Source organism: Dactylosporangium sp. CA-052675, from assembly GCF_050947935.1.
Lineage (GTDB): Bacteria > Actinomycetota > Actinomycetes > Mycobacteriales > Micromonosporaceae > Dactylosporangium.
The window spans coordinates 9,798,434-9,811,066 of sequence record NZ_CP192010.1; the positions used below are offsets into that span (position 1 = coordinate 9,798,434).

The window sequence follows — 12,633 nt, forward strand, 5'->3', positions numbered from 1 at the left end:
GTCAGTCCTCCCCACGCGTGACGGTCATGGCGTACTGCGGGCAGCTGTCGAGCAGTTCCCGATGCGCCCCGGTCGCGGCGACGCGCCCGTCGGCGCCCACGAACGCGACGGTGTCGGCCCGGTCGAGCAGCAGCGGACTGGTCGTGCACACCACGGTCGTGCGCCCGGCCCGCGCGGCGGGCAGCCGCTCGGCGATGCGCGCCTCCGTGTGCGCGTCGACGGCGCTCGTGGGCTCGACGAGCACGAGCACCGGCGGGTCGGCCGCGAGCGCCCGGGCCAGCCGCAGCCGCTGCTGCTGCCCGCCGGAGAAGTCGCGCCCGCGCTCGGCGATCTCGGCGTCGAGCCCGCCGGGCAGCGCCTCGACGATGTCCAGCGCCGCGGCGTCGGCGAGCGTGGCCCCGTCGCCGACCTCGTCGCGCAGCGGGCCGCGGAACAGCGTCGCGTCGTTGTCGCTGAGCAGCACGTGCCGCCGGACGTCGGCGAGCGCCATGTCCCGCAGCGGTACTCCGCGCAGCCGCACGCGGGACGCCGGGTCCAGCAGGGCGAGCCGCTCCGCGATCGCGATCGCGTCCCCGGGGCGCACGGCCGCGACCGCCGTGAGCCGCCGCTCGCGCACGCACAGCCCGGAGTCGGGGTCGTCGAGGTCGCCTCCTGCCGCCGGTACCGGATCCGGATGCTCCTGAAAGTCGGGCTCGAGGCGGAGCACGGCCACGACCCGGCCCGCGGCGACCAGGCCGCGGGTCAGCTTCTCGGCGAACTCGGTCAGCGTGCGCAGCGGCCCGATCAGGAACGCCGCGTAGGCGTAGAAGGCGACCAGCTCCCCCGGGCTGATCCGGCCCGCCACCGCGAACCGCGCGCCCAGCCAGGTCACCAGGGCGATGAAGCAGCCCGGGAGCAGGATCTGGGCGGCCTCCAGCGTCGACTCGACCCTGGCCACGCGCACGCCGGCGAAGCGGACGCGCTGCGACTCGGTGCGGTAGCGCCGGGAGAACTCCGCCTCGCCGCCGACGCCGCGCAGGACGCGCAGGCCGGCCACGATGTCCGCGGCGCGGCCGGTCAGCTCGCCGGCGAGCTGGCGCTGGTGACGGCGCCGGCGGTGCAGCGGCCGCAGCAGCAGGCCGACCACGGCGACCAGCAGCGGCACCCCGAGCACCACGACGAGGCCGAGCGGCACCGACACCCGCAGCAGCAGCGCGGTCACGACGACGATCGCGACCACGGAGCCGCTGGCGCGGGCGGAGACGTCCACGGAGTAGCCGATGTGGTCGAAGTCCGTCGTGCCGATGCTCACGACCTCGCCGGTGGCGACCCGCTTCGGCAGCGCGGCCCCGAGTCGCGTGGCGTGGCGCGCGGTCACCTGGACGGTCCGGAACCCGGCGCTGAGGAAGTTGGACACCGCGAACCGGTGGCGCAGGATGCCGGTGATCGCGGTGGCGGCGCCGAGGCCGAGCACGGCCGCGCCGGCCCGGAGCAGCCCGTGCCGGTCGCCCCGCGCGAGCGCGTCGACGCCGGAGCCGATCACGGCGGGCACGAGCGCCTGGCTGATCATCCAGAGCACGCCGAAGCACACGCCCCCGAGGATCAGGGACAGTTGCCCGCGCGCGATCCAGAGCAGATAGCGGCCCGCCGATCGACTGTCGGGCTCACCGGGCTCGGCTTCAGGCAGTCTCCGCACAACCCGTGACGGTAACCGCGCGGGCGCTCCGAGCGCCTTACATTTTCTACCGGTCGACCTCGGTGAAGTCCCAGAACTGCGGCTTGCGGGCGACCAGGTGCGACGGCGGCTCGGCGAACGGCTCGGGCGTGCTGCCCCGCCACTTCGACACGACGACGAGGCGCTGGTCCGTCGATGCGTACACCTCGCTGCTCAGATGCATCGGGTGCACCTCGACCTTGGGCAGCATCGCCTCACACACCCAGGACAACAGTTCCCCGAACCCCTCCGGGTGCGCCCTGACCTCCCACATGCGCACGATCACGGCGCTGGACTCTACCCCCACGGCGTCAGGCGGTCACGAGGGTGATCGGCATGGCCGAATCCGAGGGCAGGCCGAGCTCGCCGGGCGCGGCGCCGGCCGCGACCAGGTGCGAGCCGAGCGCGGCGACCATCGCGCCGTTGTCGGTGCAGAGCTTCGGTCGCGGCACGCGCACCGTGATGCCGTGCTTCGCGGCGCGCTCCTCGGCCATCGACCGGATGCGCGAGTTGGCCGCGACACCACCGCCGATGACCAGGGTCTCGATCCCGTGCTCGCGACAGGCGTCGATCGCCTTCGCGGTGAGCACGTCACAGACCGCCTCCTGGAAGCTCGCGGCCACGTCGGAGACCGGCACCGGCTCGCCGGAGCGCTCACGGGCCTCGACCCAGCGCGCCACCGCCGTCTTCAGGCCCGAGAACGAGAAGTCGAAGCGGTGCTCGGCGAGGTCGCGGGGGCCGGTGAGCCCGCGCGGGAAGGGGATCACGACCTGGCCCTCGCGGGCCGCCTTGTCGATCGGCGGCCCGCCCGGGAACGGCAGCCCGAGCAGGCGCGCGACCTTGTCGAAGGCCTCGCCGGCCGCGTCGTCGATGGTCGCGCCGAGCGGGACCACGCCCCCGGCGAGATCGTCGACCCGCAGCAGCGAGGAGTGCCCGCCGGAGACCAGCAGGGCGACCGCGGGCTCGGGCAGCGCCCCGTGCTCGAGCGTGTCGACGGCGACGTGCGCGGCGAGGTGGTTGACGCCGTAGATCGGCTTGCCGGCGGCGAGCGCGTAGGCCTTGGCCGCCGCGACCCCGACGAGCAGCGCGCCGGCGAGCCCGGGGCCGGCCGTGACCGCGATCGCGTCCACATCGGACAGCGTCACGCCGGCCTTGTCCAGCGCCCGCTGCATGGTCGGGACCATGGCCTCGAAGTGGGCGCGGCTGGCGACCTCCGGCACCACGCCGCCGAAGCGCGCGTGCTCGTCGACGCTGGACGCGATCTCGTCCGCGAGCAGCGTGTGCCCGCGCACGATCCCGACGCCGGTCTCGTCGCACGACGTCTCGATCCCCAGAACGAGCGGCTCAGACATGTTCACGCTTCATCACCAGTGCATCCGTGTTGCTGGGCTGGTAGTAGCCGCGGCGGATGCCGACGGCCTCGAACCCGTACTCCGCGTAGAGCCGCTGCGCGGGGCCGTTGTCCACGGCCACCTCCAGCAGCACCTGCTCGACCCCGCGCCGCCGCGCCTCGGCGAGCAGCGCCTCCAGGAGGCGCCGGCCGATCCCGCGCCGCTGCGCGTCCTTGCGCACGCCGATGTTCTGCACCCAGGCCTCGTCGGGCGCGGCGAGCGCCAGGCCGGCGTAGCCCACGACGCGCTCGCCGTCGAGGGCCACGAGGTAGTGGTGGCCCATCGCCAGCTCGTTCCAGAACATGCCCGCCGACCACCGCTCCTCGCCGAAGAGCTCGTCCTCGATCGGCAGCAGGTCGGCGATGTGGAACCAGCGCAGCTCGGCGAGCTCGACGTCGTGCACGACCGCGCCCGTCACTGCAGCGCCGGTTTCCGCTCACCGGGCAGCACGGCGTCGGGCCGGCGCAGGTAGAGCGGCGTGAGCGTCTCGGCGGGCGCCTTGGCCCGCACCCGGTCGGCGGCGAGCTCGGCCAGGGCGAGCGCCGGCGGATAGCGCGGCCCGTCGACGGGGAGCTTCAGCACGTCGGCGTACTTCACCGCGCCGTCGCCCGCCGCGAGCCCGATCCCGTCGAGCGCGACCGCCGCCGGCTTGGCCACGTCGGGCCCCGCGAGCCGCCGGCCGTCGACGTAGGTGGCCCAGTAGATCTCCTTGCGCCGGGCATCGGTCGCGACCAGCGCGCGGCCCGGCAGCCCCAGCCCGATCGCGTCGAGCGTGCAGACGCCGTAGACCGGGATCGCCAGGGCGTGCCCCAGCGCCGCGGCCGTCACGAGCCCGGCGCGCAGGCCGGTGAACGGGCCCGGTCCCACGCCCGCGACCACGCCGGCCAGGTCGCCGGCGGCAACCCCGCCCTCGGCCAGCACGGCGGCGATCTGGGGGGCCAGCAGCTCCCCGGCGCCGCGCGCGTCGACCGTCACCCGCTCCGCGAGCAGCGTGACCTCGTCGTCGATCCGCGCCAGCGCCGCGGTCACCGCCGCCGTCGCCGTGTCCACCACCATCACCAGCACGGCCCAACTCTAAAGCAGTTAACAGCGCCGCAATGAGCGACACCTAGCATCGGCGCCTGTCGACGCGGGGAGAGAGCCGCCGTGAACTCACCGATCCTGGTCGTGGACATCGGGTCCTGGGCCCTGTCCGCCGCTGTCGTGCTGCCCGATGACCTGCGCCCGGTGCGCGAGCCGGTGACGGGCGCGCCCCGCTGGCCGGGCAGCGCCACGATGGCCGGCCGCTCGCGGCTGCTCGTCGGGGCGGCGGCCGAGCAGGCGCGCGACAGTCACCCGCGCGAGTACGTCGACGGCGTGCGCCGCGCGGTCGACGCCGGCGCGCCCATCTGGCTCGGCGAGCAGCTCGTGAGCGGCGTCGAGCTGGTCGGTGCCGCGCTGGAGCCCATCGTGGACGAGGCCCGCCGCGTCTACGGCCCGATCGCGCGCCTGGTGCTGAGCGCTCCGGCGGCGTACCGGACCCATGATCCGCGACGCGAGGCGCTGGTCGCGGCCGCCTCCGTGGCCGGCTACCCCGACGCCGAGCTCGTCGTGGACGCGAGCGCCGCGGTGCTCGACCCCATGACGATGCTGGAGGTGCCCGAGGGCGGCTACGTGCTCGTCTGCGACCTCGGGGCGACCTGGACGGCGACGCTCGCGCAGATGCAGCACGGCCGCCCCGTGCCGCTGAGCCAGGAGAGCTCGGGCACCGGCCGCGACATCGACGTCATGCTCGTCGCCGATCTGCGCGCCGCGCTGGCCGAGTGGGTCGAGCCCGCGTTCGCGGCCGGCGGGGACACCAGCGTGCGCGCGAACCTGCACGCGCTGGACATCGTGCGCCGGCTCAAGCACCGACTCGCCGACGTCCCCGAGGCCGCGGACGAGGTGGAGGCGGGGGTTCCGCCGTACCGGATGGACCGCCGGCTCCTCGACCGGCTCACCGAACCCGCGGCGCGGTGGCTGATCGCCAGCGCCCGGGCCGTCGTGGCGCGGGCGGGCATCCGGCCGTCGGACCTGGCCGCGGTGCTGCTCGTCGGCGGGGCGGCCCGGCTGCCGGGGATCGGCCAGGTCCTGCACGACGGGCTCGGGTGCCCGGTGACCCGCCCGGCCGACCCGGAGCTGGCGGTGCTGCGCGGAGCCGCGGCGTGGGCGCGCGGGCGCTCGGCCCGCGGCGTGGCCGCCGACCCGCCCTCGTGGCGCGTCGAGCCGCTGTCCTGGACCATCCCGGGCGGGCGCGGGCGGCTGGTGCGCTGGCTGGTGAAGGAGGGCGAGGCGTACGGCCGCGAGGCGCCCCTCGCCCAGGTGCGCACCGCCGACGACCGCGTGTTCGACCTCACGTCCGGCCGCGGCGAGGGAATCCTGCTGGAGCAGCGGGTCGCGATCGGGGGCATGGTGGTCTCCGGCGCCGTGGCCGCGCACGCGCGCCTGGAGCCGGCCGCGCCCGAGCGGTTCCAGCTGGCCAAGCGCCATCACCTGCGCGTGGCCGGGGACTGGCTGCTCATGCCGGACCGGCGCACACTCGTGGAGTGCTCGGGCGACGGCGAATACGTGAAGGTGCGCGCGATCGCCACCGGCGCCCTGGTCACCGAACTGCGGCCGGGCCGCGGCGCCGGGCGGGGCGGGCACGCGCAGGTCGCGCTGGGGCCGGGCCAGCAGCTGGCCCTCGTGACCTGGGACGCCGAGGGGCACTTCGCGGTCTGGGACGTGCTCTCCGGCCGCGTGACGGCCAGCTTCTCCGATGTGCACAAGCCGGATGCCGTACTGCTCAATGAGGCCGAATGGCGCCTCGTCACGACGGGCGAGGGCGCGGCGCACGTCGGCCGCTACCGCCGGGACGTGGCGACCGTGTGGGACCTCGCCACCGGCGCCCGCATCGACCGGATCGTGGGCGAGGACCTGCCCCGGCGCTTCGCCGGCTACACCGAGTCGAGCCGCGCGGACGCGTTCGCGGCCGAGATGGAGAGCCCGGACGGCCGGCTGCGCGCCGCGGCGCTGGACGGGACCCTGTCGGTCCGCGATCTGGAGACGGAGGCCGAGGTGTTCCGGGCCGATCTGACGCCGGGCCGCTCGGTGAGCACCGCGTTCTGCCACGAGGGGCGCCACCTGCTCGCGCGCGGCACCGACGACGCCGGCACCTGGGTCGACGTCTGGGAAGTGCTCCAGGCCGCCTGAGGCACCGGCTGGGGCGTCCAAGGCGCCCGCACGGGACCGACACCGCCGGCACCTGCTCCGCGCAGCCGGCCACGAAGCCTGCACCCTGCCCGCGCCGCCACCTCCAACGCCGGCCACCCCGCAGCCGCCCACAACGCCGGCACCGGCCGCGCCGCCCAAACCGCCGGCGCCCGCCTGCGCCGGCTCCGCCCGCGCCGCCCAAACCGCCGGCGCCCGCCTGCGCACGGCGCCCACAACGCCAGCACCGCCCGCGCCGCCCAAACCGCCGGCGCCCACAACGCCGGCTCCGCCCGTGCCGCCCAACCGCCGGCGCCAGCCTGCACACGGCGCCCACAACGCCAGCACCGCCCGCGCCGCCCAAACCGTCGGCGCCAGCCTGCGCAACGCGCCTCGCGGCCGCCCAGAACGCCTTCGCCTTGCCGCGCATCGCACCGACAGCGGCGGCGCAGGCCGGCCGGATTCCGGCGACCGCGCGACGGCGACTCCCGCAAATCCGACTTAAGGTATAAATCCGATAAGTCGCGGCACGGAGTGCCCGACTTATCGTGTCCACACCCGCGGCGCCGAGCGCCAACAGGCAGGGCTCAGCGCGCGAAGGCCTCCGCACGGGCCGGCCAGTCCCCGCCCCGCGGGATCAGCGCCACCACGCGCGAGTCGTCGTCGCGGCGGTCGAGGCGCACCTCCAGGTGCTCGTCGCTGAGCTGCTCGACCAGCCCCTCGCCCCACTCGACCAGCGTGACGGAGTCCTCGAGCGTCGCGTCGAGGTCGAGCGCGTCCACCTCGCCGATCGGGTCGGAGACGTTGCCGAGCCGGTACGCGTCGACGTGCACCATCGGCAGCGTGCCCCCGCGCTCGACGTCGGGCCGGTGCACGCGCGCGATCACGAACGTCGGCGAGGTGACGTCGCCGCGCACGGCGAGCCCCGCGCCCACGCCCTGCGCCAGGGCGGTCTTGCCGGCCCCGAGCGGGCCGGTGAGCACGACCAGGTCGCCCGCGCGCAGCACGGACGCGAGCGCCTTGCCGAAGTCCCGCGTCTGCTCGACGGTGGACAGGATTCGAGTCACTGCAGCACCTTCGTGAGGAACAGTTCCATGGCCTCGTTGACCTCGTCGGCGTGCTCGAGCAGCACCACGTGGCCGCCGTCGGCGACGACGACCAGCTCCGCCTCGGGCAGCACCGACGTTATCTCGTACGTGTGGGCCAGCGGCGTCAACACGTCCTTGTCGCCGCAGACCAGTAGCACGGGGACCGAGCGTAGCGGGCCGAGGACGAGCAGCCGCGAGTGCGTGTAGAGGGTGCGCAGGTACCTGGCGATGACCTCGGTCGAGGTGGTCGAGTTCATCTTCTCGACGTACGACACCAGCGCCGGGCTGGGCCGGGACGTTCCGAACCCGTAGCGCCGGGTCAGCAGCCAGGCGAGGTCGGTCGACGCCTTCCGGGCGCGGTCGATCACGGACGAGCTGATCGGGCCGGCGAGCCCGACGACCGGCAGCAGCGGCCGGCGGAACCGGGCCACGACCTCGGGGAAGCCGAACGTGACCTGGTCCAGCTTGCCGGCCGAGGTGGAGATGAGCACGCAGGCCACGACCCGGTTCTCGAACAGCTCGGGCACCTGCTCGGCCAGGGCCATGATCGTCATGCCGCCCATCGAGTGCCCGACCAGGATGATCGGGCCCTCGGGGCACGTGGCCGCGATCACCGCGCGGAGCCCGGCGCCGAGGGAGTCGATCGTGTACTCCCCCTTGCTCAGCCGCCCCGAGCGACCGTGCCCGGGCTGGTCGTAGAAGACCATGCGGTGCTTGCCCTCGAAGTACGTGCGCTGGAAGTGGAACGTCCCCATGTCCAGGCAGAACCCGTGCACGAAGACCAGCGTGGGGCCGGACCCGTCCGCCGGCCCCTCGACGACCTCGACGTGCAGGTCGATGCCGTCGTCCGTGGTGACCGTCAGCTCCTCGTCCGCGGCCCAGACGCCGAAGTCCTCGTCGGCGTACGGGTCGTCGGCGTTCTTGGAGCGGCGCACGAGGTACCGCTCGGTGGCCACCCCCGCCGCGACCCCGGCCGCGGCGAGGCCGACGATCGCCCCGATGATCCCGGCCGTGCGCTTGCGGTTGCCGCTCTTGACCACCTCGGTTCCCATGACAAGAGCCTAAACGGTCGTTACCGGCGGGTTAAGCTCCCGACGGCCCCGCGCAGGTGGGAGGCCACCTCGGCGGCGGTCACCGGCCCGCCCTCGGCCGCGCGCCGCCCGGCCAGCCCGTGCGTGTAGGCGGCGGCCACGGCCGCGTGCTCGGCCTGCATGCCCCCGGCGAGCAGCGCGCCGAGCAGCCCGGCGAGCACGTCCCCGGTGCCGCCGGTGGCCAGGGCCGCGGTGCCGGTCGGGTTCACATAGACCCGTCCGTCCGGGGTCGCCACGATGGTCCGGTCGCCCTTGAGCAGGACCACCGCGTCCATCCGGCCCGCGAGGGTCACGGCCGCCGCGACCCGGTCGTCGCCGGGCGCGCCGCCGGAGAGCCGCTGGAACTCCCCGTCGTGCGGGGTGACGACGGTGGGCGCGTCGCGCTCGCGCAGCCAGTCGGCCAGGCGGGCGTCGGCGAGCAGGGTGAGCGCGTCGGCGTCGAGGATCACGGGCACCGGGGCGCCGAGCACCGCGCGCAGCTCGCCGTAGGCGCGCTCGTCGGTGCCGAGGCCGCTGCCGCAGACCCAGGCCTGCACGCGCCCGGCGTCGGCGACCCGCTCGGTGGCGATGACCGGCGGGTGGTGCAGCCGCACGGCGTCGGCGGCGCCCCCGGCGTACCGCACCAGCCCGACCGGCCCGGCCAGCGCCCCGGCGGTGGAGAGCACCGCGGCGCCCGGGTACTTGTCCGACCCGGTCGCGAGCCCGACGACCCCGCGGGAGTACTTGTTGTCGCCGGCCTGCGCCCGCGGCCACCACGCCGCGATGTCGTCGGAGTCGGGGACGTACAGCGCCGGGTCCCCGTCGAGGTGCCCGGTGAGTCCGATGTCGACGAGCTCGACGATGCCGGCGTGCACCGCGCCCGCCCCGACGAGCAGGCCCGGCTTGAGCACGCCGAAGGTAACGGTGATGTCCGCGTGCACCGCCATGCCGGTCACGGCCCCCGTGTCGGCGTCGACCCCCGAGGGCACGTCCACGGCGATCACGGGCGCGCCGATGAGGATGGCGGCGATGTCGGCGACCTTGGCGGCGGCGGGCTCGCGCAGGCCGCCGTGCCCGCCGATGCCGAGGATGCCGTCGACCACGAGGTCAGCCCCGTCCGGGGCGGCCTCACTCAGGCGTCCCCCGGCCCGGTACAGCGCCTCGGCCCCGCCCCGGTGCACCCGGTCGGGGTCGACGAGCAGCGCGTCGACACGCGCCCCACGGCGGGCCAGCCGGGCACCGGCGTAGAGCGCGTCGCCGCCGTTGTTGCCGGGGCCGACGAGGAGCAGGACGCGCGCGCCATACACCCTGGGCAGGGTGTCGGCGCAGCGCCGGGCCAGGCCAGCGGCGGCGCGCTGCATGAGCGCGCCGTCGGGCAGCGTCTTCATCACGGACTCTTCGGCCGCGCGCACCTGCGCGACCCGCCAGGCTGCTCTCACGGAACAACCCAACCACACGGGTCCTACTCGACGGTCACGGACTTGGCCAAGTTGCGCGGCTGATCCACGTCGTGGCCGCGGGCCGAGGCGATCTCGCAGGCCAGAACCTGCAGCGGCACCGTGGTGACCAGCGGGGCGAGCAGCGTCGGGGTGACCGGGACGTAGAAGAGGTGATCGGCGTAGGGCTTCACGGCCACGTCCCCCTCCTCGGCGATCACGATCGTGCGGGCGCCGCGGGCGCGGACCTCCTGGATGTTGGAGACGACCTTGTCGTGCAGCACGCCGCGGCCCCGCGGCGAGGGCACCACGCACACGACGGGCGTGCCCTCGTCGATCAGCGCGATGGGGCCGTGCTTGAGCTCGCCGGCGGCGAAGCCCTCGGCGTGCATGTACGCCAGCTCCTTGAGCTTCAGCGCGCCCTCCAGGGCCACCGGGTAGCTCACGTGCCGCCCGATGAACAGCACGCTCTTGGCCTCGGCCAGCTCGCGGGCCAGCTCGCGGATCGGGGCCATCATCGCCAGCACCTGCTCGATCTTGGCCGGCATCTCCTGCAGCTGGGCGACGACGGCGGCGACCTCGTCGGCGTACTTCACCCCGCGCACCTGGGCCAGGTGCAGCCCCACGAGGTAACAGGCCACCAGCTGGGTCAGGAACGCCTTGGTGGAGGCGACCGCGATCTCCGGGCCGGCGTGGGTGTAGAGCACGGCGTCGGACTCGCGCGGGATCGTGGAGCCGTTGGTGTTGCAGATCGCCAGCACCCGCGCCTTCTGCTCCTTCGCGTGGCGCAGCGCCATCAGGGTGTCCATGGTCTCGCCGGACTGGGAGATGGACACGACCAGCGTGGAGCGGTCGAGCACCGGGTCGCGGTAGCGGAACTCGCTGGCCAGCTCGACCTCGCAGGGGATGCGGGTCCAGTGCTCGATCGCATACTTGGCGACCATCCCCGCGTGGTAGGCCGTGCCGCAGGCGACGATGAACACCTTGTCGACGTCGCGCAGGTCCTGGTCGGTGAGGCGGACCTCGTCGAGCATGAGGTCGCCGTGCTCGTTGAGCCGGCCCAGCAGCGTCTCGGCGACGGCGTGCGGCTGCTCGGCGATCTCCTTGAGCATGAAGTAGTCGTAGCCGCCCTTCTCGGCGGCCGAGGCGTCCCAGTCGATGTGGAACGTCTTGCCCTCGGCGGGGTTGCCGAGGAAGTCGGTGATCACGATGTCGTCGCCGCTGATGAGCACGACCTGGTCCTGGCCGAGCTCGACCGCCTCGCGGGTGTGCTCGATGAACGCGGAGACGTCGCTGGCCAGGTAGTTCTCGCCCTGCCCGCGGCCGACGACGAGCGGGGAGTTGCGCCGGGCGCCGACCACCACGCCCGGGGCCCGCACGTCCACGGCGAGCAGGGTGAACGCGCCCTCCAGGCGGCGGCACACGGCGCGCATGGCCTCGGCCAGCCGCGCGGCCGGGGTGTCTCCCGCCGCGTCGGCCAGGGCCTGCGCGAGGAGGTGGGCGGCGCACTCGGAGTCGGTGTCGCTGGCGAACTCAATGCCGCCGTCCTCCAGCTCGGCCCGCAGCTTGGCGAAGTTCTCGATGATGCCGTTGTGGATCACCGCGACCCGGCCGTCGAACGAGCGGTGCGGATGCGCGTTGCGGTCGGTCGGGCCGCCGTGCGTGGCCCAGCGGGTGTGGCCGATGCCGGTCGTGCCGACGTCCAGGCCGTGGGTGCTCTCGTCGGCGAGCGCCTTCTCCAGGTTGGCGAGCTTGCCGGCGCGCTTGGCGGTGAGCAGCTCACCGTTCACCACCGCGACGCCGGCGGAGTCGTAGCCGCGGTACTCCAGCCGCCGCAGCCCGTCCAGCACGATGTTCAGAGCCGGCCGGGCGCCGGCGTACCCCACGATTCCGCACATGCCCGTACCGTAGCAGACTTTCGCGCAGGTCCCGTGCGCGAAACTGTCGCATACGCGCACGGGAACTGCGCACGAACGGGTATGACTAGATGAGCGAGGAGCGGATCTGCGCCCCGCCGTCGACCACCAGGGTCTGGCCCGTCATCCAGCGTGACGCAGGACCGGCCAGGAAGGTGATGACATCGGCGATGTCGTCCGGCTCGCCGATGCGCCCGAGCGGGAGCTTGTCGTTGAGGAAGTCCTCGTTGCTCTCCCACAGCCCGCGCGCCAGATGGGTGCGCACGATCCCGGGCGCGACGGCGTTCACCCGGACGGGGGCCAGCTCGGCCGCCAGCTGACGGGTCAGGTGGATGACGGCGGCCTTGGTCGCGTTGTAGTAGCCGATCCCCGGCTCGGTGAGCACGCCGCCGACCGAGGCGACGTTGACGATCGTGCCCGCGCCCCGCTGCGACATCGAGGCCTTCCACACCAGCTGGCTCCACAGCACCGGGCCGAACTGGTTGAGCCGGACGGTCTTCTCGGCGCGGACCGGGTCGATGTCCATGAGCGGACCGAAGTACGGGTTCGTGCCGGCGTTGTTGACCAGCACGTCGATCGCGCCGAAGCGGGCCATGGCGGCCTCGACCACCGCCGCGGCCTGGTCCGGCTCGGCGGCGTGCGCGGCGTGGGTGAGCACGCCGACGCCCGGGAACCGCGCGGTGATCTCGGCCGCGACCTCGTCCAGGGTTTCGATCTTGCGCGAGGTGAGCACGACGTTGCAGCCCTCGGCGGCGAAGGCGAGGGCGCTCGCCTTGCCGATGCCGCGGGAAGCGCCGGTGACGATGACGGTGCGAGCTTCTGTCATGCGCGC

The 12,633-nt window shown here is 74.4% G+C and carries 11 protein-coding genes; 1 reads left to right on the forward strand and 10 read right to left on the reverse strand.

All coding sequences use genetic code 11. The features are described from left to right. Position 1 precedes the first annotated feature (1 nt). Genes ACQP1P_RS43955 through tsaB form a run of 5 tightly spaced genes read right to left on the reverse strand, consistent with a single transcriptional unit; the run spans position 2 to position 4,149 of the window. A complete protein-coding gene (locus tag ACQP1P_RS43955) occupies positions 2 to 1,675 on the reverse strand; it encodes an ABC transporter transmembrane domain-containing protein (RefSeq protein WP_433080738.1) in 1,674 nt (557 codons plus the stop codon). Positions 1,676 to 1,721: 46 nt separating this feature from the next. Beyond that, positions 1,722 to 1,979, reverse strand: a complete 258-nt coding sequence (locus tag ACQP1P_RS43960) for a hypothetical protein (RefSeq protein ID WP_433080740.1) — start codon at positions 1,977 to 1,979, stop codon at positions 1,722 to 1,724. A 25-nt stretch (positions 1,980 to 2,004) separates the two neighbouring features. Further along, complete coding sequence (gene tsaD, locus ACQP1P_RS43965) at positions 2,005 to 3,045, reverse strand: tRNA (adenosine(37)-N6)-threonylcarbamoyltransferase complex transferase subunit TsaD (RefSeq protein WP_433080742.1); 1,041 nt, start codon at positions 3,043 to 3,045, stop codon at positions 2,005 to 2,007. Beyond that, the gene (rimI, locus tag ACQP1P_RS43970; protein ID WP_433080744.1) at positions 3,038 to 3,487 is read right to left on the reverse strand and encodes a ribosomal protein S18-alanine N-acetyltransferase; all 450 of its coding nucleotides are present in this window, start codon (positions 3,485 to 3,487) and stop codon (positions 3,038 to 3,040) included. Before rimI ends, tsaD begins: the two co-directional genes overlap by 8 nt. 11 nt (positions 3,488 to 3,498) lie before the next feature. Continuing rightward, entirely contained in the window at positions 3,499 to 4,149 is a 651-nt protein-coding gene (tsaB, locus tag ACQP1P_RS43975) for a tRNA (adenosine(37)-N6)-threonylcarbamoyltransferase complex dimerization subunit type 1 TsaB (protein ID WP_433080746.1), read from the reverse strand. A gap of 81 nt (positions 4,150 to 4,230) precedes the next feature. Between tsaB and ACQP1P_RS43980 the strand changes: the two genes are divergently transcribed. Beyond that, positions 4,231 to 6,294, forward strand: coding sequence for an Hsp70 family protein (locus tag ACQP1P_RS43980; protein ID WP_433080748.1), 2,064 nt, complete (start codon positions 4,231 to 4,233; stop codon positions 6,292 to 6,294). Between the two features lie 584 nt (positions 6,295 to 6,878). Here the strand turns inward: ACQP1P_RS43980 and tsaE are convergent. From tsaE to ACQP1P_RS44005, 5 genes are all read right to left on the reverse strand, one after another. Continuing rightward, positions 6,879 to 7,358, reverse strand: a complete 480-nt coding sequence (gene tsaE, locus ACQP1P_RS43985) for a tRNA (adenosine(37)-N6)-threonylcarbamoyltransferase complex ATPase subunit type 1 TsaE (protein WP_433080750.1) — start codon at positions 7,356 to 7,358, stop codon at positions 6,879 to 6,881. Then, positions 7,355 to 8,431 carry an alpha/beta fold hydrolase gene (locus ACQP1P_RS43990; protein WP_433080752.1) on the reverse strand — a complete coding sequence of 359 codons (1,077 nt, stop codon included), beginning with the start codon at positions 8,429 to 8,431 and terminating at the stop codon, positions 7,355 to 7,357. The genes tsaE and ACQP1P_RS43990 overlap by 4 nt, the downstream gene beginning before the upstream one ends. 20 nt (positions 8,432 to 8,451) lie before the next feature. Then, entirely contained in the window at positions 8,452 to 9,888 is a 1,437-nt protein-coding gene (locus ACQP1P_RS43995; RefSeq protein WP_433080754.1) for an NAD(P)H-hydrate dehydratase, read from the reverse strand. Positions 9,889 to 9,911: 23 nt separating this feature from the next. Beyond that, complete coding sequence (gene glmS, locus ACQP1P_RS44000) at positions 9,912 to 11,783, reverse strand: glutamine--fructose-6-phosphate transaminase (isomerizing) (RefSeq protein ID WP_433080756.1); 1,872 nt, start codon at positions 11,781 to 11,783, stop codon at positions 9,912 to 9,914. Between the two features lie 85 nt (positions 11,784 to 11,868). Further along, positions 11,869 to 12,627, reverse strand: coding sequence for an SDR family oxidoreductase (locus tag ACQP1P_RS44005; protein WP_433080758.1), 759 nt, complete (start codon positions 12,625 to 12,627; stop codon positions 11,869 to 11,871). Between the last annotated feature and the right edge of the window lie 6 nt (positions 12,628 to 12,633).